General features: G+C 72.6%; 24 protein-coding genes and 1 riboswitch. Of the genes, 17 read left to right on the top strand and 7 right to left on the bottom strand.

The genetic code is table 11. The features are described from left to right. Positions 1–51 precede the first annotated feature (51 nt). Positions 52–363: a hypothetical protein gene (locus F0L17_RS18665; protein WP_155071969.1), complete on the top strand. Its 312-nt coding sequence runs from the start codon at positions 52–54 to the stop codon at positions 361–363. Positions 364–410: 47 nt separating this feature from the next. Here the strand turns inward: F0L17_RS18665 and F0L17_RS18670 are convergent, their stop codons facing one another. Together F0L17_RS18670 and F0L17_RS18675 are read right to left on the bottom strand one after the other, a co-directional pair. After that, the gene (locus F0L17_RS18670) at positions 411–878 is read right to left on the bottom strand and encodes an ATP-binding protein (protein WP_155071970.1); all 468 of its coding nucleotides are present in this window, start codon (positions 876–878) and stop codon (positions 411–413) included. Between the two features lie 255 nt (positions 879–1133). After that, complete coding sequence (locus F0L17_RS18675; RefSeq protein WP_155071971.1) at positions 1134–1901, bottom strand: enoyl-CoA hydratase/isomerase family protein; 768 nt, start codon at positions 1899–1901, stop codon at positions 1134–1136. A gap of 230 nt (positions 1902–2131) precedes the next feature. On the opposite strand from F0L17_RS18675, the gene glgX reads away from it, so the two are divergent. The 4 genes from glgX (at position 2132) to F0L17_RS18695 (ending at position 7241) form a co-directional block, all read left to right on the top strand. Then, positions 2132–4399, top strand: coding sequence for a glycogen debranching protein GlgX (gene glgX / locus F0L17_RS18680; RefSeq protein WP_420802476.1), 2268 nt, complete (start codon positions 2132–2134; stop codon positions 4397–4399). A gap of 92 nt (positions 4400–4491) precedes the next feature. Next, on the top strand, positions 4492–4719 hold the full coding sequence (locus F0L17_RS18685; RefSeq protein WP_155071972.1) for an EF-hand domain-containing protein: 228 nt from the start codon (positions 4492–4494) through the stop codon (positions 4717–4719). 209 nt (positions 4720–4928) lie between these two features. Continuing rightward, the gene (locus tag F0L17_RS18690; RefSeq protein WP_155071973.1) at positions 4929–6290 is read left to right on the top strand and encodes an SH3 domain-containing protein; all 1362 of its coding nucleotides are present in this window, start codon (positions 4929–4931) and stop codon (positions 6288–6290) included. Positions 6291–6452: 162 nt separating this feature from the next. Further along, complete coding sequence (locus F0L17_RS18695; RefSeq protein ID WP_162466858.1) at positions 6453–7241, top strand: M23 family metallopeptidase; 789 nt, start codon at positions 6453–6455, stop codon at positions 7239–7241. Positions 7242–7292: 51 nt separating this feature from the next. Here F0L17_RS18695 and F0L17_RS18700 read toward each other — a convergent pair whose 3' ends face one another. Then, positions 7293–8048: a VWA domain-containing protein gene (locus F0L17_RS18700; RefSeq protein WP_162466392.1), complete on the bottom strand. Its 756-nt coding sequence runs from the start codon at positions 8046–8048 to the stop codon at positions 7293–7295. 171 nt (positions 8049–8219) lie between these two features. Here F0L17_RS18700 and F0L17_RS18705 point away from each other — a divergent pair, with 171 nt between their 5' ends. Together F0L17_RS18705 and F0L17_RS18710 are read left to right on the top strand one after the other, a co-directional pair. Next, the gene (locus tag F0L17_RS18705; protein ID WP_155071974.1) at positions 8220–8537 is read left to right on the top strand and encodes a DUF2795 domain-containing protein; all 318 of its coding nucleotides are present in this window, start codon (positions 8220–8222) and stop codon (positions 8535–8537) included. Positions 8538–8602: 65 nt separating this feature from the next. Next, positions 8603–9097, top strand: coding sequence for a hypothetical protein (locus F0L17_RS18710; RefSeq protein ID WP_155071975.1), 495 nt, complete (start codon positions 8603–8605; stop codon positions 9095–9097). An 84-nt stretch (positions 9098–9181) separates the two neighbouring features. On the opposite strand, the gene F0L17_RS18715 is transcribed toward F0L17_RS18710, so the two are convergent. The 4 genes from F0L17_RS18715 to gcvT all read right to left on the bottom strand — a co-directional run bounded on the left by F0L17_RS18715 (position 9182) and on the right by gcvT (position 13719). Then, complete coding sequence (locus F0L17_RS18715; protein ID WP_162466393.1) at positions 9182–10582, bottom strand: L-serine ammonia-lyase; 1401 nt, start codon at positions 10580–10582, stop codon at positions 9182–9184. 140 nt (positions 10583–10722) lie between these two features. After that, the gene (locus tag F0L17_RS18720; protein WP_155071976.1) at positions 10723–11991 is read right to left on the bottom strand and encodes a serine hydroxymethyltransferase; all 1269 of its coding nucleotides are present in this window, start codon (positions 11989–11991) and stop codon (positions 10723–10725) included. Positions 11992–12055: 64 nt separating this feature from the next. Further along, on the bottom strand, positions 12056–12433 hold the full coding sequence (gcvH, locus tag F0L17_RS18725; RefSeq protein ID WP_155071977.1) for a glycine cleavage system protein GcvH: 378 nt from the start codon (positions 12431–12433) through the stop codon (positions 12056–12058). Positions 12434–12591: 158 nt separating this feature from the next. Continuing rightward, a complete protein-coding gene (gene gcvT, locus F0L17_RS18730) occupies positions 12592–13719 on the bottom strand; it encodes a glycine cleavage system aminomethyltransferase GcvT (RefSeq protein ID WP_155071978.1) in 1128 nt (375 codons plus the stop codon). A 217-nt stretch (positions 13720–13936) separates the two neighbouring features. Further along, a riboswitch (glycine riboswitch) is annotated at positions 13937–14048 on the bottom strand. 255 nt (positions 14049–14303) lie between these two features. On the opposite strand from gcvT, the gene F0L17_RS18735 reads away from it, so the two are divergent. The 10 genes from F0L17_RS18735 (at position 14304) to F0L17_RS18780 (ending at position 24666) form a co-directional block, all read left to right on the top strand. After that, a complete protein-coding gene (locus tag F0L17_RS18735) occupies positions 14304–14957 on the top strand; it encodes an AAA family ATPase (RefSeq protein WP_162466394.1) in 654 nt (217 codons plus the stop codon). Positions 14958–15013: 56 nt separating this feature from the next. Next, positions 15014–15790 carry an enhanced serine sensitivity protein SseB gene (locus tag F0L17_RS18740; protein ID WP_155071979.1) on the top strand — a complete coding sequence of 259 codons (777 nt, stop codon included), beginning with the start codon at positions 15014–15016 and terminating at the stop codon, positions 15788–15790. Positions 15791–16037: 247 nt separating this feature from the next. Next, entirely contained in the window at positions 16038–16835 is a 798-nt protein-coding gene (locus F0L17_RS18745) for an enhanced serine sensitivity protein SseB C-terminal domain-containing protein (RefSeq protein WP_162466395.1), read from the top strand. 260 nt (positions 16836–17095) lie between these two features. Next, the gene (locus F0L17_RS18750) at positions 17096–18757 is read left to right on the top strand and encodes an ABC transporter substrate-binding protein (protein ID WP_155071980.1); all 1662 of its coding nucleotides are present in this window, start codon (positions 17096–17098) and stop codon (positions 18755–18757) included. Positions 18758–18847: 90 nt separating this feature from the next. Then, entirely contained in the window at positions 18848–19852 is a 1005-nt protein-coding gene (locus F0L17_RS18755; protein ID WP_162466396.1) for an ABC transporter permease subunit, read from the top strand. Further along, a complete protein-coding gene (locus tag F0L17_RS18760) occupies positions 19852–20805 on the top strand; it encodes an ABC transporter permease (protein WP_155071981.1) in 954 nt (317 codons plus the stop codon). The genes F0L17_RS18755 and F0L17_RS18760 overlap by 1 nt, the downstream gene beginning before the upstream one ends. A 4-nt stretch (positions 20806–20809) precedes the next feature. Beyond that, complete coding sequence (locus F0L17_RS18765) at positions 20810–21925, top strand: ABC transporter ATP-binding protein (protein WP_155071982.1); 1116 nt, start codon at positions 20810–20812, stop codon at positions 21923–21925. Then, positions 21922–22998, top strand: coding sequence for an ABC transporter ATP-binding protein (locus tag F0L17_RS18770; protein ID WP_338018138.1), 1077 nt, complete (start codon positions 21922–21924; stop codon positions 22996–22998). The genes F0L17_RS18765 and F0L17_RS18770 overlap by 4 nt, the downstream gene beginning before the upstream one ends. A gap of 99 nt (positions 22999–23097) precedes the next feature. Then, a complete protein-coding gene (locus tag F0L17_RS18775; RefSeq protein WP_420802433.1) occupies positions 23098–23763 on the top strand; it encodes a trimeric intracellular cation channel family protein in 666 nt (221 codons plus the stop codon). A 69-nt stretch (positions 23764–23832) separates the two neighbouring features. Then, positions 23833–24666, top strand: coding sequence for a thioesterase family protein (locus tag F0L17_RS18780; protein WP_155071983.1), 834 nt, complete (start codon positions 23833–23835; stop codon positions 24664–24666). Position 24667: the final 1 nt, after the last annotated feature.

The raw sequence follows: 24667 nt of genomic DNA on the forward strand, positions 1-24667 counted from the left end.
GCCTCCGGAGCCGTGGCCGGGATGTCGGTGGCGGCCCCTACGCTGCGCGGTATGAGTCAGGCAGAGGTACGAGAACTGCGGGCCGCGCTGCACACCGCGTCCGACATCGCCTTCGCGCTGGACGGCGAGCCGACGGCGGAACAGGTGGACGGGATGGTGGACGCGCTGAGCCGGGCGCTGGACGCGGCCCGGTCGTTGAGCGGCGACAGCGGTGGCACGGGCTGCCGGGAACATCCGCGCGGGGCGGTCGATCCGCTCTACGGGGACAAGGAGGATCCGCTGCCGCCGGGGTGGGGGCGGTGCCTGTTGTGCAACGACCGACGGCGTCGGGCGAGCACCCAGCGGTACGCGGCCGGCCGCTGACCCGGCGGCCGGCCCCGGCCTCCGGGCCGGCCGTCGGGGCCGTGCGGTCAGTGGTCCCCGGATGCCGCCTCGAACCAGGTGGTCTTGCCGTGCGGCAGCAGGTCCACGCCCCAGCGGTCGGACAGGTGGTCCACCAGGAACAGTCCTCGGCCGCTGACGTCGAGGTCGTGGACGGGCAGGAGGCACGGCAACCCGCGCGAGGGGTCCCGTACCTCCACGCGGATCCGGCCGTGCGGCCGCCGCACCCGTAACCCCAGGGTGTGGGCCCCGGTGTGCCGCACGGCGTTGCCCACCAGCTCGGAGACGAGGAGCACGACGTCCTCGGTGAGCGAGGCGGGCAGCCCCCACCGCCGCGTCAGGACGGACCGGACGAGCTCGCGGGCGGCGTACGCCGACTCGGGGCGGTTGGGCAGCAACACCTCCCCAGTGGTCGGGTCGTCGCTCGCCCCGAGGACAGCCGGGGTCGGGCACTGCTCCGGTTCCGACGCCGTACGCGTCGCGTTCACTCCCGCCATGGCCCCATCATGGCGGGAAAAGGGCCGTCGCGGGGCCGGTGGCGCGGCAACGTCCGCCCGGAGCGGGAGGCCGTCCGGCTCGTCGGAGCGGTGGCGCGCGGTCGTGGTGCGCCGGGAGCGGGGCGCGGAACGGACCGTGCGCCGTTGAGCGCCCGTTCCGCGCCTTTCCCGAAGCCTTCCCGGCCCCTTCCCGGATCTTCCCCGGAGGCCGCGTGGCCGCGGACCCCGTGTCCCGGATCGCGGGACGTCAGCGGGTCAGCGGAACTTCGCCTTGCCCGGTCCCTCCTCGACGAAGCTGCGCATGCCGATCTCCCGGTCCTCGGTCGCGAACAGTCCGGCGAACCAGGTGCGTTCGATCGCGAGTCCGGTGTCGATGTCCGCCTCCAGGCCCGCGTCGACGCATTCCTTGGCGGCGCGCAGCGCGATGGCCGGACCGGCGGCCAGCCTCGCCGCCCAGGCGTGCGCCTGTTCGTAGACCTCGGCGGCGGGCACCACCCGGTCCACCAGGCCGATCGTCAGCGCCTCGTCCGCCCCGACCTGACGACCGGTGAAGATCAGGTCCTTGGCCTTCGCCGGGCCGACCAGCCGCGCCAGCCGCTGGGTGCCGCCGGCCCCCGGGATCAGGCCGAGCAGGATCTCCGGCTGGCCGAGCCTGGCGTTCTCCGCGGCGATCCGGATGTCGGCGCACAGGGCCAGTTCGCAGCCGCCGCCGAGCGCGTAACCGGTCACCGCGGCCACCACCGGCTTGGGGATGCGGGCCACGGCGGTGAAGGAGTCCTGGAGACCGCGGGAGCGGGCGACCATCGCCGCGTGGTCCATCTCGCGCATCTCCTTGATGTCCGCGCCCGCCGCGAACACCTTCTCGCCGCCGTAGATCACCACGGCCCGCACATCGTCGCGTCGCGCGCACTCCTCGGCCAACTCGCGCAGCCGGTCCTGGGTGGCGACGTCCAACGCGTTCATGGGGGGACGGTCCAGTCGGAGGGTGCCGACGCCCTCGGAGACCTCAAGAGTCACAGTCATGGGGGCAGGTTAGCCCCCGTTAACGGGGAGTGGGCAGGCGCCCTCGCGCGCCGCGGTGCGCCCGGCGTGCCACTCGGTCGGAGCAGCGGCGGCGATCACGCGGGTGAGGCGGACGAGAGGAACGGGAACACTCCCGGCAGACCCGGACACGGGGGCCGACGGCCGGGACGGTGCCGCGCGATCGCCGTGTCCGCCCAGCCGCGAGCCGCCGGAGGCCGATCGTGTCCGACGTGTACAGCGCCCCCGAACAGCAGTCGCGCCGGGCGACGGCGTCCGGTACGCCACGGGCCCACGCCCCGGGGCCGTCCGGCGGCCCCCGAGCGGCCGGGGCGACCGTGTGGCCGGGCAGCCCCCAACCGCTGGGCGCCCGTCACCACATCGGCCCCGGCGGGGTGGAGGGCACCAACTTCGCCCTCTGGTCGGCCGGTGCCGAGGCCGTCGAGGTCTGCCTCTTCGACGACGACGGCACCGAGACGCGCTGCCCGCTGACCGAGCACACCCACGAGATCTGGCACGGCTTCGTCCCCGGCGTCCGTCCCGGCCGGCGGTACGGCTACCGGGTCCACGGCCGCTGGGACCCCTGGACGGGCGCCCGGTGGAACCCCGCCAAGCTGCTGCTCGATCCCTACGCCCGCGCGGTGGACGGCGAGTACACGCTGCCGCCGGAGGCCTACGGCCACGTCCGCGACTGGCCGCAGCCCCAGCTGGCCGACACCGTCCGCGACGAGCGGGACTCGGCGCCGTACGTGCCCAAGGGGGTCGTCGTCGACTCGGCCCTCGACGCGGGCACGGGGGCCGGGGACGAGTGGATCGACGACCGCCGTCCCAAGGTCCCCTGGTCGGACTCGGTCATCTACGAGCTGCACGTGCGCGGCTTCACCATGCGCCACCCGGACGTCCCGCCCGAGCTGCGCGGCACCTACGCGGGGCTCGCGCACCCGGCCGCGATCGAGCACCTGACACGGCTGGGGGTGACGGCGGTGGAACTGCTGCCGGTCCACCAGTTCGCCCACGAGGACCATCTGCTCCGCCGCGGTCTGCGCAACCACTGGGGCTACAACTCCATCGGCTACTTCGCGCCGCACGCCGCGTACGCCGCCACCGGCACGCGCGGCCGGCAGGTGGGGGAGTTCCGGAGGATGGTGCGCGCGCTGCACGCCGCCGGGATCGAGGTCATCCTCGACGTGGTCTACAACCACACCGCCGAGGGCGGCGAGTTCGGGCCCACGCTCTCCCTGCGCGGCATCGACAACCGCGGCTACTACCGGCTGGCCGACGATCCGCGCCACCACGTCGACTACACCGGCTGCGGCAACACCCTCCACGTGGTCCAGCCCCAGGTGTTGCGCCTGATCACCGACTCGTTGCGCTACTGGGTGCGGGAGATGGGCGTGGACGGGTTCCGGTTCGATCTGGCGGCGACGCTGGCCCGCTCCATGCACGACGTGGACATGCTCTCGCCGTTCCTGGCGGTCATCGCCCAGGACCCGGTGCTGCGCCGGGTGAAACTGATCGCCGAACCGTGGGACGTCGGCGCGGGCGGCTACCAGGTCGGGGCCTTCCCGCCGCTGTGGACGGAGTGGAACGACCGTTACCGCAACACCGTCCGCGACTTCTGGCGGGGAGCCCTGCCGGACGTCCGCGACCTGGGGTACCGGCTGTCGGGCTCCAGCGACCTGTACGCGTGGGGCGGGCGGCGCCCGTACGCGTCGGTCAACTTCGTCACCGCGCACGACGGTTTCACCCTGCGGGACCTGGTGAGCTACGAGCGCAAGCACAACGAGGCCAACGGCGAGGACAACCGTGACGGGACGGACGACAACCGGTCCTGGAACTGCGGTGTGGAGGGCGAGACCGACGACGGGGGAATCCGTGCCCTGCGGCGGCGGCAACTGCGGAACCTGCTCACCACGCTGCTGCTGTCCACCGGGGTGCCGATGCTGGTGGCCGGTGACGAGATGGGCCGCACCCAGGGCGGCAACAACAACGCCTACTGCCAGGACAACGAGATCGGTTGGGTGGACTGGTCGTTGCGGGAGGAACCCGGTTGGCGGGCGCTGTTCGACCTGACCTCGCGGCTGATCGCGCTCCGCCGGAACCATCCGGTGCTGCGGCGGCGCGCCTTCTTCTCCGGCCGTGCGCACGGCCCCGAAGGACTGCGCGACCTGGCCTGGTTCACCGGGAGCGGAGAGGAGATGACCGAACCCGACTGGTACGCGCCCGGCGCCACGTTGGGCATGTACCTGTCCGGCCGGGACATTCCGCAGCGTGACGCCCGCGGCGCCCCGGTGGTCGACGACAGCTTCCTGGTCCTCCTCCACGCCGGTCACGCGTCCCGGGCCTTCCGGCTGCCCGGCCCGCCGTGGGGACGGGCGTACGCCCTGGTGGTGGACACCTCGTCGGAGGAGCAGGAGCGGGAGCCGGGCACGGTTCACCCGGCCGGCGAGGAGGTGGAGGTTCCCGGACGGTCGGTGCTGATGTGGCGGGTGGTGAGCTGAGTGGTCCGTGTGGCCGCTGTTGCCGGTGTGGTCGATGTGACGTCCGGTTAGGGTGTGCGCGTCACGACCGCACAACGGAGGAGCAGGTGTCGATGGCCGAGATCGAGGCCGCACGCGAGGTTTTCGACCGGTTCGACCTGAACAAGGACGGACTGATCACCGCCGCGGAGTTCCAGCAGGCGATGGGCGAGCTGGGGGACCACAACGTCACGGTGGGCCTGGCCCAGACCCTGATAGACCAGCACGACGGCAACGGCGACGGCCTGCTCTCCTTCGAGGAGTTCTGGGCGGCGCGCCAGAAGGCCGCCACGTTGGCGTAGGGCGCGGGTCGGGTCCCGCGGGCGGGGCGGACGTCACTGGTCGGCACCAATGGCGTCCGCCCCGCCTTCTTGTACGTGACATGTCATCCGCTCTACGGTGAGCCCGCCGCGGCCGAACGGTACGGCGGCTCCCAGGTCCGCCGCGCGCCGGGCCTCCGAACGGACCTTCCGGACGGGGGCGAGGCGCCGGCCCGAACCGGAGGATCGCGATGCGCGCTCCGCGCACAACCCCCCACCGCATCCCGAAGCACACCCCGAAGCACACCCCGAAGAACCGTTTCCCCGGACTGGTCGCGCCCATCGCGGCGCTGCTGTGCCTGACCCTTGCCCCCGCCTCCCTCTCCCACGCCGCGTCCGGCGCCGCGCACACGTCCACGCGCGTAGCGCCCGGCGCGCAGGACGCTCCCGTCCAGACCTGGCAGGCCGACCTGAGCCACGTCGACGCCGACGACGCCGGCGTCCGCCACACCAAGGGCGCCCTGCGGACGACCGCCGGCACCGACGACGTCTCCTCCGCCCCCTCCGCCGTCTCCGCCGGGGCGCCCGGTCGCCACGGCACCCAGGTCCTCGCTCCCCACCGGATCGACCACCCCGCCGACCGCTTCCGCGCCGAACTCGACGCCCGGGTGCCCGACGACGCCCGCGTGGCCGTCGACGTCCGCGGCCGCTCGGGCGAGGGCCGGTGGACCGAGTGGCGCGAGGCGGGTCCGGACGAGGCCGGTGCCGCCGTCCTCCCGCGCGCCGTCACCACCGTCCAGGTGCGGCTGGTGCTCTGGGACACCACCGGCGGACTGGCCGTGCGCGGTCTGCGCTTGACCGCCGACACCGCGCCGGGGGAGCGGCGGGACCAGTACGAGAGGGCCGGGGCGAGCGCCGCCCCCTTCACCGCCCGTGTCTTCGCCACCCGCGAGGGCCTGGTCGGCCACACCACCGCCAACGGCCACGTCATCCGTCCCGACGACCACTTCGTGGCCCTGCCCTCGCGGCGCGGCCTGTCCCCCCGGGGCACCTCGGACTACTCGGTCCGGGTCTGCGGTCCGGTCCGCTGCGAGACCGCGCCCGTGTGGGACGTCGGTCCGTGGAACATCCACGACGACCACTGGAACCCCTCCTCGATCCGCGAGAGCTTCCGGGACCTGCCCCGAGGACTCCCCGAGGCCCAGGCCGCGTACCAGGACGGCTACAACGGCGGCCTGGACGGCTTCGGCCGCCGTGTGCTCAACCCGGCCGGCATCGACCTGGCCGACGGCACCTTCCACAACGTCGGCCTGAACGACAACGGCTGGGTGACCGTCACCTACCTGTGGACCGGCGACCAGACCGGCTCCACCTTCCCCACCTGGGGCAGTGACGTCCGCGTCCGGCAGCGGCCGACCACCGGGTCCACGGTGGTGGACAGCCTGGCCGGCCCGACGCGGGTCCGGGTGGAGTGCCAGGTCCACGGCGAGACGGTCACCTACGACGGTCACACCAACGATGCCTGGGCCTACCTGCCCGACCACGGCGGCTACGTCTCCAACATCTTCATCGACGTCCCCGAAGGGTGGTTGCCCGGCGTTCCCACCTGCTAGCCGCCGACTCGGACCGGTGCCCCGGACCCGGGGCACCGGTCCACCGCTCCACCCGCCACGCCCCGCACCCGCACCCTCACCCAGGGAGGAAAGACGCCCGTGTCCGCGACATCCCCCATACCCCCGGCCCCCGCGCACCTCGCCGCCCCGGCCCGGTCGGCGATCGGCCGGCTCCTGGCCGTGCTGGTGGGCGCGCTCGCCGTACTGGCGGGCCTGACCGCCGCACCCGCCCGGGCCGAGACGGCCGGGACCCTGGCCACGCCCAACTTCAAGGCCCCCTACCCCTGCGGCCAGAAGTGGACCTACAGCCACCACTCCGCCGAGGTGCGTCGCGCGTTGGACTTCGTCCGCGCCGACGGCGGCTCCACCGCCGGCACCCCGGTGCTGGCCTCCGCCGCCGGCACCGCCACCCGGCACTACCAGGCCGGCGGGGCGGGCAACTACGTCGTCGTCGACCACGGCGGCGGGTGGAAGACCTACTACTTCCACCTGGCCTCGTTCTCCGTGGCCAACGGCGCCTGGGTCGGCCAGGGGCAGCAGATCGGCACCACCGGAAGCACCGGCAACTCCTCCGGCGCCCACATCCACTACGAACAGCTCTACAACGGCGTGGGCCAGAACATCCGGATCAACGGCTCCGGCCTGGCCTACCCGGGCAGCTACCACCAGGCCTACCTGACCAGCGACAACGGCTGCGGCGGCGGCAGCTCCTTCATGACCTGGGGCAGCGGTGTCCGCGTCCGCGCCGACGCCTACCTCTCCTCGCCGGTCGTCGCCGGCCTGGCCGGGCCCACCCGGGTCACGGTCGTCTGCCAGAAGCAGGGCGACACCGTCAACGCCGAGGGGTACACCAACAACTGGTGGAGCAAGCTCCGTGACCAGGGCGGCTTCATCTCCAACATCTACATCGACCACCCCGCCGCCCAACTGCCGGGTGTGCCCGTCTGCTGAGGCGTCCCCGGCCGGTGCGGGCACCGGCCCGAGCCCCGCGGGCCGCCCGGGTCAGCGCACGATGCCGCCGGCCCGGGCGGCCCGCAGCCAGTCGGGGAACTCCCCGGTCAACCGGTCGTACAGCTCCGCGTCGGAGACGGCACGGGGATCCGGCCCGGCGGCGAAGAACCCGGCGTTGTCCACCACCCGCTTCCCCGGCACGGGCAGCTCGTCCAGCTTCCGCAGGAAGCGGAACTCGTCGTCCCCGAACCCGACGAACTGCCAGAACAGCGGCAGACGGGAGGCCTCGCACAGCACCCGCTCGGCGGCGGCCTTCGAGGTGGGGCCGCCGTCGGTCTGGAAGACCACCAGCGCCGGATCGGTCGAGCCGCTCGCCCGGTAGTGGTCGATCACCGCCTCCATGGCCAGGTGGTAGTTGGTGCGCCCCATGTGCCCGAGCGAGTCGTGGAGCGCCTCGACGCGCCCCGCGTGGTCGTCCAACGACACCTCGGCCGTTCCGTCCACCCCGGTGCTGAAGAAGACCACCGGCACCCGCCCGTCGTCGTCCAGGTGGGCCGCCAGCCCCAGCACCTGCTCGGCCAGGTGCTGCACGGTGCCGTCGCGGTAGTACGGCCGCATCGAACCGGAGCGGTCCAACACCAGGTAGACCGCGGCGCGCTGTCCCGACAGCCGGTGCTTCTCCAGGCTGACCGCGGCCTGCTTGTACAGGCTCACCAGCCCCGGAGCGGTGGCCGCCACCTTCTCCAGGCCGATGGCCGACCCGCTCCCGGAGCCGGTCCCCTGCCGCTTGACGTGGTCGATGGCCACGGTGTGCCCCCCTCGCTCGTGCGCTCGACGCGTGCGAGCGAGAGTAGTCGAGGACCGGTGACGACGAACGACCCTGTGGAGAACCTCCCACCGTCGGCGTTCCGCGGCCGTTTCCACAGGCCAGTGCCTGATTCGCGGTTTTCGCCCCAGGGTGTCGGGAACCCGCTCGACATGGCTCACACGGACGTACAGGAAATCCTCGGTTCCCTGAAGGACGTCGACTTCCCGGCGGACAAGGACGAACTGCTGCGGGCCGCGAAGGTCGGCGGCGCGTCCGACGAGGCGCTCAAGGCGCTGCGCGGCATCCCACCGGACCGGTACGACAACCGCGAGGAGGTCGCGCGCTCGGTCCGGGTCGATCCCGACTCCGACCTCGGACACAGCGCCTCGCAGCAGGCCGCGCAGGCCCGCAAGGGGGGCAAACCCGGCCTCTCGCAGCACCTCAGGGACGCCCCCAAAACTCCGGTGGAGGACGAACTGGACCGTTGAGGGAACCGCCGTCCCGGCGGAACGGGCCGGACCGACCGATGACGAGCGACTCCGAAGGGAGACCCATGTCGGGCAAGAAGATGGAAGGCGACGAGGACCAGAAGCGCGCCACGGCCCGCGAGGCCGAACGCGCCGGACGCCGGCCCAGCGAGCGGAGCGACACCACCGGCGCCTCCAAGCAGCGCACCCACCTCACCGGCCGGTCCACGATCACGCACGAGGAGCGGCTGGAGACCCGCGACCAGGGCAAACAGGGGCGGCGCGGCACCGAGGCCACCGACTCCCGCACGGCGGGGGAGACGGGACGCACGTTCACCGGCCGGGGCGCCCCGGAGTACGGCGAACGGCACGAGAGGGTGTTCCGTGCCCTGACGGCCGAGGAGGAACGGCACCCCGGCGAGCCCGTCCACCTCCAGGACGTCTCCCGCGCCGCGGAGCTGCCGCAGGAGGAGACCCGGGTGCTGCTGCACGACCTGGTGGCCGTCCACAAGTTGGTCACCGAGGTACAGGGCGACTCCGCCGGCCTCGGCCCCCGCTACGAGACCAAGTCCCGCCGCTGAGACGGGGCCGACGGCGCCCCGCGCGCACCGGTGCCGACGGTCGCGCGGGGGCGGGGCGCGCGGGGCCCCACGCGCCCCGCCCTCTCAGCACTCGATGACGTTGACGGCCAGCCCGCCGCGCGCGGTCTCCTTGTACTTGACCTTCATGTCCGCGCCCGTCTCCTTCATCGTCTTGATCGCCTTGTCCAGCGAGACATGGTGGCGGCCGTCGCCGCGCAGGGCCATCCGGGCGGCGGTGACCGCCTTGACCGCGGCCATGCCGTTGCGCTCGATGCACGGAATCTGCACCAGACCGCCCACGGGATCGCAGGTCAGGCCCAGGTTGTGCTCGATGCCGATCTCGGCGGCGTTCTCCACCTGCTCCGGCGATCCGCCCAGGATCTCGGCGAGGCCGCCCGCGGCCATGGAACAGGCCGAGCCGACCTCGCCCTGACAGCCGACCTCGGCGCCGGAGATGGAGGCGTTCTCCTTGAACAGCAGGCCGACGGCGCCCGCGGTCAGCAGGAAACGCACCACCGTGTCCTCGTCGGTGCCGGGAACGAACTCCATCGCGTAGTGCAGCACGGCCGGGATGATGCCCGCCGCGCCGTTGGTGGGGGCGGTCACCACGCGGCCGCCCGCCGCGTTCTCCTCGTTGACCGCCATCGCGTAGAGCGTCAGCCACTCCATGGCGTGCGCCGCGGCGTCGCCCTCGGCGCGCAGCCGGCGGGCCGAGGCGGCGGCGCGGCGGCGGACCTTCAGCCCGCCGGGCAGGATGCCCTCCTTCGACAGACCGCGCGCGACGCACTCGCGCATCACCCGCCAGATCTCCAGCAGGTCCGCGCGGACCTCTTCCTCGGTCCGCCAGGCCAGCTCGTTCTCCAGCATCAGCGCCGAGACCGACAGACCCGTCTCGCGGGTGGCGCGCAGCAGCTCGTCACCGGTGCGGAACGGGTGCTTGAGAGGGGTGTCGTCGAGCTTGATGCGGTCGGCGCCGACCGCTTCCTCGTCCACCACGAAGCCGCCGCCGACCGAGTAGTACGTCTTCTCCAGCAGGACCGCGCCGCCCTCGTCGTACGCGGTCAGCAGCATCCCGTTGGCGTGGTACGGCAGCGAGCGGCGGCGGTGCAACACCAGGTCGCGGTCGACGTCGAAGGGGATCTCCCGACCGCCGTCGCCGCCGTCACCGACCTCGGCGGTGGCCGTCAGCAGGCCCAGCCGGCCCGAGCGCCGCACCCGCTCGACCTCGGCCTCCGCCGCCTCGACGTCCACCGTGCGCGGGGAGTGGCCGGCCAGTCCCAGCAGCACCGCCTTGGGGGTGCCGTGACCGTGGCCGGTGGCGCCCAGGGAGCCGTACAGCTCGGCGCGGAGCGAGGCGGTGCGGGCCAGCACACCCTCCTTCCGCAGCCGGAGCGCGAACATCCGGGCCGCCCGCATCGGTCCCACCGTGTGGGAGCTGGACGGGCCGATGCCGATGGAGAAGAGGTCGAAGACGGAGATGGCCACGGTGGCGGACTCCCTTGTCTGCTCGTGGTTCACGGCCCACCGGGTGCGGCGGGCCCTCGGACCCCGCCGGGTGCGCGGGGCGTGTGGGGCGCGGGTGCGCCGCCCGGTGGGGCGGCGCACCCGGGTGCCGTGGCGCGGTCCTACAGACCGGGGTACAGCGGGTGCCTCTCGGCCAGGGCCGAGACGCGGGCGGTCAGCTCCTTGGCCCTCGCCTCGTCGAACGAGGGCGTGAGCGCCTCGGCGACGACGTCCGCGACCTCACGGAAGTCGTCGGCGGTGAAACCGCGCGTGGCCAGCGCCGGGGTGCCGATGCGCAGTCCGGAGGTGACCATCGGCGGACGGGGGTCGTTCGGGACGGCGTTGCGGTTGACCGTGATGCCGATCTCGTGCAGACGGTCCTCGGCCTGCCGACCGTCCAGCTCGCTGTTGCGCAGGTCGACCAGGACCAGGTGGACGTCGGTGCCGCCGGACAGCACGGACACGCCCGCCTCGGCCGTCTCCGGCCGCATCAGCCGCTCGGCGAGCAGCTTCGCGCCCTCCAGGGTACGACGCTGACGGTCCTTGAACTCCTCCGTCGCCGCGATCTTGAAGGAGACGGCCTTCGCCGCGATGACGTGCTCCAGCGGGCCGCCCTGCTGACCGGGGAAGACCGCGGAGTTGATCCTCTTGGCGTGCTCCTGCTTCGACAGGATCACCCCGCCGCGCGGGCCGCCGAGGGTCTTGTGGGTCGTGGTGGTGACCACGTCCGCGTACGGCACCGGGTTGGGGTGGAGCCCGGCGGCCACCAGACCGGCGAAGTGCGCCATGTCCACCATCAGCAGCGCGCCCACCTCGTCGGCGATCCGACGGAAGGCGGCGAAGTCCAACTGCCGCGGGTACGCCGACCAGCCGGCGATGATCAGCTTGGGACGACGCTCCCTCGCCAGCCGCTCGACCTCCGCCATGTCCACCAGGCCGGTGGCCGCGTCGACGTGGTAGGCGACCACGTCGTAGAGCTTGCCGGAGAAGTTGATCCGCATGCCGTGGGTCAGGTGGCCGCCGTGGGCCAGGTCCAGGCCGAGGATGGTGTCGCCCGGGTCGAGCAGGGCGAACATCGCCGCGGCGTTGGCCGAGGCGCCCGAGTGCGGCTGGACGTTGGCGGCCTCGGCGCCGAAGAGGGACTTCACCCGCTCGCGGGCGATGTCCTCGATGACGTCGACGTGCTCGCAGCCGCCGTAGTAGCGGCGGCCGGGGTAGCCCTCGGCGTACTTGTTGGTGAGGACCGAGCCCTGGGCCTGGAGGGCGGCCACCGGGGCGAAGTTCTCCGACGCGATCATCTCCAGCGTGGACTGCTGGCGGCGCAGCTCGGCGTCGACGGCCGCGGCGACGTCGGGATCGACCTCGTGCAGGGAGGAGTTCAGAAGCGACATCCGGATCTTTCCGATCGTGACGTGCGGGAGGCGGACGGGGCGGGCGGGGAGCAGGCCGGGAGAGTCACTCGCCGGTGAAGGCGGTGTACTCGTCGGCGGAGAGCAGCTCCTCGGGCTCCTCCGTCACCCGCACCCTGAACAGCCAGCCGCCCTCGAAGGGGGCGGAGTTCACCAGCGCCGGGTCGTCCACCACGTCCTGGTTGACCTCGGTGATCTCGCCGGACACGGGCGCGTACAGGTCGCTGACCGACTTGGTCGACTCCAGCTCGCCGCAGGGTTCGCCCGCGGTCACCGTGTCGCCGACCTCGGGGAGCTGGACGAAGACGACGTCGCCGAGCGCGCCCGCGGCGTGCTCGGTGATGCCGACCGTCGCCACGCCGTCCTCGGTGGCCGACAGCCACTCGTGCTCCTTGCTGTAGCGCAGCTGCTGGGGGTTGCTCATGTCGCGATTCTCCCGATGAGAGGTGTGGGTGGGGAAACGGGTCTTGCCAGGTGGGACGGGTCGGGGCGGTCCGCCGCGCGGGGCACGGCGGACCGGTGGGGACCCGCGGCGGTCCCCGGGAGCCCCCGGGGGTCGAAGGTCGGGGAGGCCGGCGTCCGTCAGCGCTCGCGTCGGTAGAACGGCAGCGCGACGACCTCGTACGGCTCATGCGTACCGCGGATGTCCACGGCCACACCCTCCGTGCCGGGCGCGGCGTGACCGGCGTCCACGTACGCCATCGCGATCGGCTTCCCCAGGGTGGGGGAGGGGGCGCCGGAGGAGACCTCGCCGATCACCGCACCGTCCGCGCCGACCACCGCGTACCCGGCGCGCGGCACCCGACGGCCGGCGGCGACCAGGCCGACCAGCTTCCGCGGCGGGTTCTCCGCGGCCTTCCGAGCGGCCTCCTCCAGTGCGGCGCGGCCGACGAAGTCACCGGGCTTGTCGAACTTCACCACACGGCCCAGGCCGGCGTCGAAGGGGGTGGTCCGCCGGGACAGCTCGTGCCCGTACAGCGGCATGCCCGCCTCCAGCCGCAGCGTGTCGCGGCAGGACAGTCCGCACGGCACCAGACCCGCGTCCGCGCCGGCCTCGGTCAGCGCCGACCACAGCGTCTCGGCGTCGCCGGGGGCGACGAACAGCTCGAAGCCGTCCTCGCCGGTGTAGCCGGTGCGGGCGATCAGCGTCTCCACGCCCGCCACCGTGCCGGGCAGCCCGGCGTAGTACTTCAGCCCGTCCAGGTCGGCGTCGGTGAGGGAGGCCAGGATGCCGGGGGAGGCGGGGCCCTGGACGGCCAGCAGCGCGTAGGCGTCGCGGTCGTCGCGCACGGCGGCCTCCGGAAGGCCGAAGCCGTCGCGCCGCTCGGTCAGGGCGTCCAGCACCACCCCTGCGTTGGCGGCGTTGGCGACGACCAGGTACTCCTCGGTGCCCAGCCGGTAGACGATCAGGTCGTCGAGGATGCCTCCGGACTCCTCGCAGATCATGGTGTAGCGGGCCCGGCCCACCGGGACGGCGGACAGGTGACCGACCAGGGCGCGGTCCAGGAGTTCGCCGGCCTGCGGGCCGGTGACGGTGATCTCGCCCATGTGGCTCAGGTCGAACAGGCCGGCGCGGGTGCGCACGGCGTTGTGCTCGTCGCGCTCGCTGCCGTAGCGCAGCGGCATCTCCCACCCCGCGAAGTCCGTCATGGTCGCGCCGAGGGCGCGGTGGACGGCGTCGAGGGCGGTGTGTCGGGGGGAATCGCTCATGGTCGTGGCTCCCAGGCGAGGCGGCCGGGCCGTGAACGGCCCGACGGACCGATGGACACGTCGGACGGGTCGGACGGTGAGGAGGACGGTGTGGACACGGTCCTCCCCATCTGTCATCGGAACCTGAGAGGTTCGCCACGAGTCCGCGCGGACGGACCTGGGCTTGCACCGTGGGTGGGACGTCTCCCGGAGGGAGCCGTCCGCTTTTCAGATGTGCCTCACCCGCGCGGTATCGGGGCCTGAGAGATTCAAGGGAGGACTTGCTCCTTCGGCGCCCCGGAAGACCACTGTGACCAGCGGTTTCCCGGGAACTCTCCCGCGCGGGCTCAAACGGCCGGTATGCAGTTCGCGCGCTCATCATCGCACGTCCGTCCCGGCGGCGGACGGGGTGGGCGCGAACCGGCGCACGGTGCGGCGCGGACCTGTGACGGACGGAGCACAAGGGGGCGCGCGGGAGCGGAGGGGAAAGCCGGATGTGTCGGGACGCGCCCGGTACGGGTAGTCACCTTGTCCGCCGTCATCCTTCTTGACACGCTCTGGGTACAGCCGCGGACACGTGGCGCGAAAGCGGGGAGGGCCTACCAGTGAGCAGCCTGGAGAGCGCCTGTACGGCGCAGGGTGGGGCCGGGGCGGTACCGCGGCGCGCGGCGGCGCCCGCACCGACGGGCGGGCGCGATCTGCGCGGGACGACGGGGGTACGGGTCCTGCGCTTCCCGGCGGGGGACCGGGTGGTCGTCTCCGGACTGCCGGGCAGCGGCAAGTCCACCCTGATCCGGCGCGTGGTGGCCGTCCACGAGACGGTGACGCGGATCGACTCCCAGGACATGCGGGAGCGCTGGGAGGCGCGGCTGCCGGCCCGGCTGCCGTACGCCCTCTACCGTCCCCTGGTGCGCGTCGCCCACTACCTCTCCCTGCGCCGGGCGCTGGCCTCGACGGCGAGCGTGGTGGTGCACGACTGCGGTTCCCAGGGCTGGGTGCGCCGCTGGCTGGCGTCGAACGCGCGGCGCCGCGGCCGGGCGCTGCACATGGTGCTGCTGGACGTGCCGCCCCCGGTGGCCCTGGCGGGGCAGGCGGAGCGGGGGCGGGGCGTGTCGGCGTACGCCTTCGCCCGGCACCGCAGGGCGGTGCGGCGCCTGGTGGCGACGTCGCAGGCGGGCCGACCGCCCACCGGCTGCGCCTCGGTGGTGTTGCTGGACCGGGCGGCGGCCGGTGCGCTGCGCGGGGTCGTCTTCGACTGAAGGTCTCCCCGGCCGGCGGCGAACGGGCGGTCCTCCGTTGCGGATAGGGTTTTCACATGACCATCCCGCAGCAGTACGGACCGGGACACGGCGGCCGGCCCGGCAACGAGCTGGAGGAGACGCTCGCCGCGTCCGTCGACGTCCCCGGGGCGGGTGCCCGGCTGCTGGAGGTGCTCGGGCGCAGCAGCCTGTGGGTGCCGCTGCCCGAGGGCGGCTCGCCGACCGCCCCGAACCTCGATCTGCCCACGGTCCAGCTCGACGGGGCGCCGTACGTGCCCGTCTTCAGCTCGGAGGAGCAGTTCCTGCGGTGCGCCGGCTCGCACCTGTCCTTCGCCGTCGCCCCCGCCCGCGAGTTCGCCCGCGGTCTGCCGCCGCAGGTGGGCATCGTGGTCAACCCCGAGGGCCCCGTTGGTCTGCCGCTGCCTCCGCCGGCCGTGGCCGAGCTGTGCCGCGAGCCCGGCCCGGAGGGTGTGCCGGGGACGGCGAGCGGCGCCCGGGTGCGGCTCTTCGAGCCCGACTGGCAGGAGGAACCGGTGGACTTCCTGGCCGCCGCGGCCGGGGAGTTCGCGGTGCTGCCGCAGGTCCGCAGCGCACGCCGCGGTCTGGCCAGCGTCGAGGGCGATCCGCCCGCGCTGTTCGTCGGAGTGGAGTTGGACCTGCTGGATCCCCCGGCCCGCGCGGCGGCGCACGACGCGCTGGGCCGGGCGCTGGGTCGGGAGCCGGTGCGCTGGCCGGTGCAGATGGTGCTGTTGGACGCGGCACGGGATCCGGTCGTGGACTGGATGCGCCAGTGCGTCAGGCCCTTCTACGCGCGCACCGATCCGCCGCGCTGACCCGCCGCGCCGAACCGGGTCCCCGTCGCGCGTCCACCGAGCCCGGGCGCACGCTCCGTCCGCGCACCGGCCCGGGACCCGTCCGTACGACCGCCCATCCCCCGCCCGAGTACCCGCGCCCGGGTGTGGGTGAGTACGTCCGACCCTGTCGGACGTGGCCCGTAAGCTGGTTGGATGTCGGGGCGGGACGCGCGCGCGGCCCGGTGCGGAAGTGCGGAGCACGCAAGGACGAGAAGGGGCGGCCCACGTGAGCGCGGGTGGAAGCGTCGATCAGCTGCTGCGCCAGGTGGCGCCCGGACGGTACGACGCCTACGAGGCGCTGCTGCACGCCCTCGCCCGGGACCGGGTGTGGATGCTGCTCTGGCACGGTCGGGCCGGTTCCCCCGACGCCCAGTACGGGAACATGGAGGTCGCCGGGCACGGCTACGCGCCCTGCGTGACGTCGGAGCAGGAGCTGGCGACCTCGGGCTGGACGCGGTCGCACGAGGTGGTGGGCGGACGCGAGGTCGCCGCCGCCCTCTTCCCCGACCGCTGGGGGCTGTGGCTCAACCCGCACGCCCCCGGCGGCGGTGTCGGCGTTCCCTGGCTGGATCTGCGCCGGATCGCCGGCGGGCTGGACCGACTGCCCGCCGGGCCGCTGCGCATCGGCGAACCGACGGTCGAGGTCCCCCACTTCTACGCCCAGCTCGTCCAGAACGCCCACCGCACCCCCGCCGTGCGCGCCCTGCGCCGGGCCTGGGTGCAGCCCGTGCTGGGGTCGCCGTACCTGGCGATCGGTCTCGACCTCTACGACGACGGTCCGCAGTCGGTGGAGTCCGTGCGGTCGATGATGCACCGGTCGGTGGCCTCGGTGCCCGAGGGGTTGGCCGTCTCGACCGTGTCGATGTCGGACGGCTACGACCCGGTCGCCATGTGGCTGCGGGCCAACTCCCGGCCCTTCTTCGACCGTGACGCCCACCAGGGCGCCGCGCCGGTCGCCCCGGTGGCGGCCCCCGCTCCCGGGTACGGCCCCGGGCACGGTTACGGTTACCCCCGCACCCACTGAGCCGGTACCGGGCCGGGCCGGAGCCGGAGGGGCACACCATCCGCCCGCCGGAAGGGGCGGTGTCGAGACGCCGCCGGAGTCATGGGGACCGGACGGGTTTCGTCCATGTTGCGCCGCTATGAGCTGCGGTGTCGCCGTTTCGGGAGCCGGGTCTCAGGTCTGTATCACCGACATGCGGACAGTTCACACCGCTGGTTGGGCGCAGTACTGTTCGGGCGACCAGCAGACCTTCCTACCGTCACCGACCCCTGAGGTGGAACATGCGAATAACCAGTTCCAGGGTCGTCCAGACGATCGCGGCCGCCCTCGCGGTTGGTGTGATCGCCACTGGATGTGCCAGCGAACGAGGCGAGAAGGGCGAGGGCGGCGACACCTTCGTCTTCGGCGCCGCCGGTGACCCCGGCTCCCTGGACCCGGCGCTGGCCAGTGACGGCGAGACGTTCCGGATCACCCGCCAGGCCTTCGAGGCGCTGATCGAGCACGAGCCGGGCGGCACCGAGCTGGTCGGTGGGCTCGCGAAGTCCTGGGAGAGCGACGAGACCGGCACCGAGTGGACCTTCGAACTCCGCGAGGGCGTGACGTTCCACGACGGTGAGAAGCTCACCGCCGAGGCCGTCTGCAAGAACTACGACCACTGGTTCAACTGGACCGGTACGTACCAGGAGAGCGCGGTCTCCTACTACTGGCAGAAGATCTTCGGCGGCTTCGCCAAGAACGAGAGCGAGGACGCCCCGAAGGCCAACTACAAGGGCTGCGAGGCGAAGGACGAGCTCACCGCCGTCATCAGCGTGCACGAGGCCACCGCCAACCTGCCCGGCGGCTTCTCGCTCCAGGCGCTGGCCATCCACTCCCCGAAGGCCATCGACGCCTACAAGAAGCAGGAGCTGAGCGGCGAGGGCGACGCCATCTCCTACCCCGACTACAGCCAGGAGGCCGGCACCGTCGCGGGTACCGGTCCCTTCCGGATCACCGAGTGGGACAAGGGCAACAAGGAAGTCACCCTCGAGCGGTTCGACGACTACTGGGGTGAGAAGGCCGGCGTCGAGAAGCTGGTCTTCCGCACCATCGCCGAGGAGTCCGCGCGCCGCCAGGCGCTGCAGGCCGGCAACATCCACGGCTACGACCTGGTCGCGCCCTCGGACGTGAAGACCCTGGAGAAGGAAGGCTTCCAGGTCCCGGTCCGCGGCGTGTTCAACATCTTCTACATGGGCATGTCGCAGGAGGCGAACGAGGCCCTGAAGAAGAAGGACGTCCGCCAGGCGATCACCCACGCCATCGACCGCGAGAACATCGTCAAGACGCAGCTGCCCGAGGGCGGCGTGGTGGCCACCCAGTTCATGCCGGACACCGTCGACGGTTACTCGGACAAGGTCGCCACCTACGAGTTCAGCACGGACAAGGCCAAGGAGCTGCTGAAGAAGGCCGGCGAGGAGAAGCTGAAGGTCACCTTCTGCTACCCGACCGAGGTCACCCGCCCGTACATGCCCGCCCCGGCCGACATGTTCGAGCTGATGAAGGTCGACCTGGAGAAGGCCGGCGTCACCGTCGAGCCCAAGCCCATGAAGTGGGCCCCGGACTACATCGACGCCACCGAGGCCGGCACCTGCGACCTGCACCTGCTGGGCTGGACCGGTGACTTCAACGACGCCTACAACTTCATCGGCACCTGGTTCGCCGGCTACGACAAGCAGTGGGGCTTCCGCGACGACAAGGTCTTCGACGCGGTGAAGAAGTCCAGCGCCGAGCCGGACGCAGCCAAGCGGGTGGAGCTGTACAAGAAGGCCAACGAGGCCATCATGGAGTACATCCCGGGCGTTCCGATCTCCTCCTCCCCGCCGTCCATCGCGTTCGCCGAGGACGTCAATCCGCCGAGGGTCTCCCCGCTGACGCAGGAGAACTTCGCAGAGGTCTCCTTCAAGTAAACGCATGACCGCGTGCAGGTCCGCCCGGCCACGGCATCCGAAGTGGCCGGGCGGACCTGCCCATGAGGACCAAGAAAGGGGCATCGCGGGGTGTTGCGTCTCGTCGTACGAAGACTGCTCCAACTGATACCCACCCTGCTGGGCCTGTCCGTTCTGCTGTTCATCTGGCTGAACCGGCTGCCCGGCGGACCCGCTGCGGCCATGCTCGGCGAGCGTGCGACCGAGGCGGACAGGGCCCGCATCGAGGCGGCCCTCGGGCTCGACCAGCCCGTGTGGGTCCAGTACGGCCGCTTCCTCAAGCGGCTGTCCGAGCTGGACCTGGGGGTCTCCACCCAGACCGGCCAGCCGGTGTGGGACGAGTTCACCCGGGCGTTCCCGGCCACGGTGGAGCTCGGCATCTCGGCCATGATCATCGCCATCGCCGTCGGTGTGCCGCTGGGCTACTTCGCCGCCCGCCGGCGCGGCAGCTGGCTGGACATCACCGCGGTCTCCGGCTCCCTGGTGGGCATCTGCATCCCGGTGTTCTTCCTGGCCTTCCTGCTCAAGGAGCTCTTCGCCGTCCAGCTCGGCTGGTTCCCCAGCTTCGGCCGCCAGACCACCGGCATCGACGCCACCGAGATCACCGGCTTCTACGTCCTGGACGGCATCCTCACCGGCGAGTTCGACGCGGCCTGGGACGCGGTGAGGCACCTGGTGCTCCCGGCCCTGGCGCTCTCCTCGATCCCGCTGGCCATCATCACCCGTATGACCCGGGCCAGCGTCCTGGAGGTGCTCGGCGAGGACTACGTGCGCACCGCCGAGTCCAAGGGACTGAGCCGTCAGGTGGTGCGCGGCCGCCATGTGCTGCGCAACGCGCTGCTGCCGGTCGTCACCGCCGTCGGCCTGCTCACCGGCGGCCTGCTGTCGGGCGCGGTGCTCACCGAGTCGGTCTTCGCCTTCGGCGGCATCGGCTCGTTCATCAAGGACGCCATCTCCCAGCGTGACTACCCGGTCCTGGTGGGCTTCATCATGTTCATCGCGGCCGTCTACGTCGTCATCAACCTGCTGGTCGACCTCGCCTACAGCCTTATCGACCCGAGAGTGCGGGTGCACTGATGAGCACCAAGACCGACAAGATCGACCGGCTCGCCGAGCTGACCGCCGTCACCGACACCTCCGCGGGCGCCGGCCTGTGGGTCGAGGCCTGGCGCAGGCTGAAGGCCAGCAAGATGGCCGTGATCGGCGCGTGCATCATCGGCGTGTTCGTGGTGGTCGCGATCGTGGGCCCGTGGGTCGCCCCGTACAGCCCCACCGCGCAGCTGTGGCGCGGCGAGGTCCTCGCCAACCAGAACGTCTTCGTCGGCCCCCGCGCCGAGAACTGGCTCGGCCTGGACCACCTGGCCCGCGACGAGTTCTCGCGGCTGTTGGTCGGGGCCCGTCAGACACTGCTGGTCGGCATCGTCGCCACGCTCCTGGGCTTCACCGTCGGCGCGCTGATCGGCGGTGCCTCGGGCGCCGCCCTGGTGCTGGGCGGCAAGGCCGGCCGCCGGATCGACACCGCCGTGATGCGCGTCATCGACATGATGCTGGCGCTGCCCTCGCTGCTGTTGGCCGTGTCCGTCGCGGCGGTCCTGGGCCAGTCCCTGACCACCGTGATGATCGCGGTGGGCGTGGTGCAGATCCCCATCTTCGCCCGGCTGCTGCGCGGCGCGATGCTGGCGCAGGGCGGTTCGGACTACGTGCTGGCCGCCCAGGCGCTCGGAGTGCGCAAGCGGCGCATCGCGCTCGGGCACGTGCTGCCCAACTCGCTGAGCCCGGTGATCGTCCAGGCCACCCTGAGCCTGGCCACCGCCATCATCGAGGCGGCGGCGCTGTCCTACCTCGGTCTGGGCAACCCCGACGCCGCCGAACCGGAGTGGGGCGTCATGCTGGCCCAGGCGCAGGACTACTTCGACAGCGCTCCGATGCTCGCGGTCTACCCCGCGCTGGGCATCATCATCACCGCCCTCGGCTTCACCCTGCTGGGCGAGGCGATGCGGGAAGCCCTCGACCCGAAACTGCGGAGTTGATCACATGGCCCTGCTTTCCGTGGACGAACTGACCGTCACCTTCACCCGGCGCGGGCGGCGCGACGTGAAGGCCGTGTCGGGAGTGTCCTTCGACGTCGACCGGGGCCAGGTGGTGGGTCTGGTCGGCGAGTCGGGCTGCGGCAAGTCCGTCACCTCGCTGGCCCTGATGGGCCTGCTGCCCGACCGGGGCGTGAAGGTCGGCGGCCGGGCCGACTACGACGGCACCGACCTGTTGACCCTGGACAAGGGGAGGATGCGCGACCTGCGCGGCTCCCAGTTGGCGATGATCTTCCAGGACCCGCTGTCCTCCCTGAACCCGGTGGTGCCCATCGGCGTCCAGGTCACCGAGATCCTGACCCGACACCGGGGGATGAAGGGCGAGGCCGCCCGCAAGGAGGCCGCCGCCCTCCTGGACCGGGTCGGCATCCCCGACCCCACCCGGCGGCTGAAGGAGTACCCGCACCAGCTCTCCGGCGGCATGCGGCAGCGCGCCCTGATCGCCATGGCGGTGGCGTGCGCGCCGCGCCTGTTGATCGCCGACGAGCCGACCACCGCGCTGGACGTGACCATCCAGGCCCAGATCCTGGAGCTGCTCAAGGAACTGGTCGACGAGGAGGGCACCGCCCTGCTGATGATCACCCACGACCTGGGCGTGGTCGCGGGCCTGTGCGACCAGGTCAACGTGCTGTACGCGGGCAAGGTGGTGGAGTCCGCCGAGCGGCGCGAGCTGTTCGAGGCGCCCACCCACCCGTACGCCAACGGCCTGTTGGGCTCCATCCCCCGGCTCGACGCGCCGCGCGGCGAGCCGCTGCGTCCGATCCGCGGTTCGATCAACGACACGATCGCCTGGGAGGACGGCTGTGCCTTCGCGCCCCGGTGCGACCACTACACGATGGAGTGCCTGACGGGCACCCCGGTGCTGGGCGAGCCGCGGAAGGCCGGTCACCAGGTGCGGTGCGTCAACCCGGTGCTCGCCGCGGGCGCCGCCGCGTCGCGCGGCGTGGCGTTGGAGTCCGACGCGACCGAGGTGGCCGGGGCGGACGGCGACAGGAGTGATCGGGCGGCGGACGAGACCGCCGCCGATGCGGCCGGTGCGGCCGGGAAGGAGGCCCGGGCGTGAGCCTGTTGGAACTGAAGGACGTCAAGGTCCACTTCCCGGTGCGGAAGGGCATCCTGTTCGACCGCACCGTCGGCCACGTCTACGCCGTCGACGGGGTCTCGCTCTCCGTCGAGGCGGGACAGACCTACGGTCTGGTGGGCGAGTCCGGGTGCGGCAAGACCACGCTGGGCCGGGCGGTCCTGCGACTGGTGGACATCACCGACGGCGAGGTCGTCTTCGACGGCACCGACCTGGCGAAGCTGCCGGGCGAGGAGATGCGGCGCTTCCGCCGCCGGCTCCAGATGGTCTTCCAGGACCCGCTGGGCAGCCTCAACCCCCGGCAGAACATCGAGTCGATCCTCTCCGAGGGCATGGCGGCCCACGGCATCGGCGCGGACCAGGAGGAGCGCCGCGAGCGGATCCGGGAGATCCTGGCGAGGGTGGGGCTCCCCGCGAACGCGCTCTCCCGCTACCCGCACGAGTTCTCCGGCGGGCAGCGGCAGCGCATCGGCATCGCCCGCGCGCTGGTCCTGGAACCGGACGTGATCATCTGCGACGAGCCGGTCTCCGCGCTGGACGTCTCCATCCAGGCCCAGGTGATCAACCTGCTGGAGGAGCTCCAGGCGGAGATGGGACTGACCTATCTGGTCATCGCCCACGACCTGGCCGTGGTGCGGCACATCTCCGACGTCGTCGGGGTGATGTACCTGGGCTCGCTGGTGGAGGAGGCGCCCAGCGACGTCCTCTACGCCGAGCCCCGGCACCCCTACACCAGGGCGCTGATGTCGGCCGTGCCGGTGCCCGATCCCGAGGTGGAGGACAGCCGCGAGCGCATCCTGCTCACCGGCGACCTGCCCTCCCCGGCGAATCCGCCGGCAGGCTGCCGCTTCCACACCCGCTGCCCGTGGAAACAGGACACGCTCTGCGCCACCGACCGCCCCGAACTGCGGGACATGGGCGGAGGGCACCGGGTGGCCTGCCACTGGGCGAAGGAGATCGCCGAGGGCCTGATCCGGCCCGCGGAGAACTCCTCCCGGACGGTCCCGGCCCCCGCCGCGCCCTCCGAGGAGGGGGCCGCCGCCGTGGCGAAGTGAGCCGCGCCGCGGGTCGCGTCGACAGCGCCGTCCGCCGCCACGTCCCACGGGGGCGGGCCGGGCGGCGCTGCCGTGCGCGGCGCCTGTTACAACCGGGGGGTGGATCTGTTCACCCCTTCCGTCCAGCACTGGCTGGACCTGGCCGGGATCTTCGTCTTCGCGATCTCCGGCGCGCTGCTCGCCGTCCGCAAGAACTTCGACGTCGTCGGCATGGCGCTGCTCGCCGGGGCCACCGGGTTGGGCGGCGGGCTCTTCCGGGACCTGGTGATCGGCGCGGTGCCCCCGGCGGCCTTCACCGACCTCGGTTACCTGCTGACCCCCCTGGCGGCCACGGCCCTGGTCTTCTTCCTCCATCCGCAGGTGGAGCGGATCAACCGGGCGGTGATGGTCTTCGACGCGGCGGGGTTGGGGCTGTTCTGCGTCACCGGCACCGTCAAGGCGTACGGCCACGGGCTCGGTCTGGCGGCCTCGGCGGTCCTGGGGCTGGCCACGGCCGCCGGTGGCGGGGTGGTGCGCGACGTGCTGGCCAACGAGGTGCCCTCGCTGCTGCGCTGGGACCGTGAGGTCTACGCCCTCCCGGCGATGGTCGGGGCAACGGTGGTGGCGCTGCTGATCCACACCGGACACCTGAACGGGGCGACCAGCGGGGCGGCGGCCGCCCTCGCCTTCGTCCTGCGCCTGCTGGCCCTGCGCCACAACTGGCGTGCGCCCCGGGCCTGGCACCGTCGCAGCCGGCGCGGGAAGGAGGGCGCCGAGGAAGTGTGAGCAGCGGCGCACCCTCCGGGGCACCCCCCTGCTACTGGCCGGTAATAAAAACCTGTACCGTGTACTGTCATGACCGAGGCAACCATCGGTGCCAGCGCCTTCGACCGCGACACGGCCGTCACGGCACGGGGAGGGGGCGTCTACGACGCCGACCTCTCCGCCCAGTGGACCATCGGGCACGCCGTCAACGGCGGCTACCTCCTCGCCCTGCTCGGCCGCGCCCTCGGCGACGCACTGCCGCACCCCGACCCCTTCACCGTCACCGCGCACTACCTCACCGCCTCCCGGCCCGGCCCGGCGACCGTGCGCACCACCACCGTCCGCACCGGCCGCACCCTCTCCACCGGCACCGCCTCCCTCGTCCAGGTCGACGAGGAGGGACGGGAGGTCGAGCGCGTCCGCGTCCTGGCGAGCCACGGCGACCTGACCGCGCTGCCCGACGACGTCCGCACCAGCGCCAAACCGCCGCAGATCCCGCCGTACGAACGGTGCCTCGGTGCGAAGGACGGCATGGACCCGGCGGCCGTTCCGCCCCTCACCCACCAGGTGGACCTGCGGCTGGACCCCGCCACCGTCGGTTGGGCCCTCGGCGCGCCCAGCGGACGCGGCGAGATGCGCGGCTGGTTCGGTCTCGCCGACGGCCGTGACCACGACCCGCTCTCCCTGCTGCTGGCGGTGGACGCCCTGCCGCCCACCGCCTTCGAGCTGGGGCTGTCCGGCTGGGTGCCCACCGTGGAGCTCACCGTGCACGTCCGACACCGCCCCGCCCCCGGCCCGGTGCGCGTGGCGATCACCACCCGCAACCTGGCCGGTGGCTTCCTGGAGGAGGACGCCGAGGTCTGGGACAGCCAGGACCGCCTCGTCGCCCAGTCCCGCCAGCTCGCCCGGGCCCTGTCGGACTGAC

The sequence above is a fragment of the Streptomyces taklimakanensis genome (assembly GCF_009709575.1).
Taxonomy (GTDB): Bacteria; Actinomycetota; Actinomycetes; order Streptomycetales; family Streptomycetaceae; genus Streptomyces; species Streptomyces taklimakanensis.

Coding starts and splice junctions, on each gene's coding strand:
- F0L17_RS18685 (WP_155071972.1), top strand. CDS start 4,492: ATGGCCGAGATCGAGGCCGCACGCGAGGTTTTCGACCGGTTCGACCTG.
- F0L17_RS18750 (WP_155071980.1), top strand. CDS start 17,096: ATGCGAATAACCAGTTCCAGGGTCGTCCAGACGATCGCGGCCGCCCTC.
- F0L17_RS18670 (WP_155071970.1), bottom strand. CDS start 878: ATGGCGGGAGTGAACGCGACGCGTACGGCGTCGGAACCGGAGCAGTGC.
- F0L17_RS18760 (WP_155071981.1), top strand. CDS start 19,852: ATGAGCACCAAGACCGACAAGATCGACCGGCTCGCCGAGCTGACCGCC.
- F0L17_RS18780 (WP_155071983.1), top strand. CDS start 23,833: ATGACCGAGGCAACCATCGGTGCCAGCGCCTTCGACCGCGACACGGCC.
- F0L17_RS18720 (WP_155071976.1), bottom strand. CDS start 11,991: ATGTCGCTTCTGAACTCCTCCCTGCACGAGGTCGATCCCGACGTCGCC.
- F0L17_RS18740 (WP_155071979.1), top strand. CDS start 15,014: ATGACCATCCCGCAGCAGTACGGACCGGGACACGGCGGCCGGCCCGGC.
- F0L17_RS18710 (WP_155071975.1), top strand. CDS start 8,603: ATGTCGGGCAAGAAGATGGAAGGCGACGAGGACCAGAAGCGCGCCACG.
- F0L17_RS18665 (WP_155071969.1), top strand. CDS start 52: ATGAGTCAGGCAGAGGTACGAGAACTGCGGGCCGCGCTGCACACCGCG.
- gcvH (WP_155071977.1), bottom strand. CDS start 12,433: ATGAGCAACCCCCAGCAGCTGCGCTACAGCAAGGAGCACGAGTGGCTG.
- F0L17_RS18765 (WP_155071982.1), top strand. CDS start 20,810: ATGGCCCTGCTTTCCGTGGACGAACTGACCGTCACCTTCACCCGGCGC.
- gcvT (WP_155071978.1), bottom strand. CDS start 13,719: ATGAGCGATTCCCCCCGACACACCGCCCTCGACGCCGTCCACCGCGCC.
- F0L17_RS18675 (WP_155071971.1), bottom strand. CDS start 1,901: ATGACTGTGACTCTTGAGGTCTCCGAGGGCGTCGGCACCCTCCGACTG.
- F0L17_RS18705 (WP_155071974.1), top strand. CDS start 8,220: ATGGCTCACACGGACGTACAGGAAATCCTCGGTTCCCTGAAGGACGTC.
- F0L17_RS18690 (WP_155071973.1), top strand. CDS start 4,929: ATGCGCGCTCCGCGCACAACCCCCCACCGCATCCCGAAGCACACCCCG.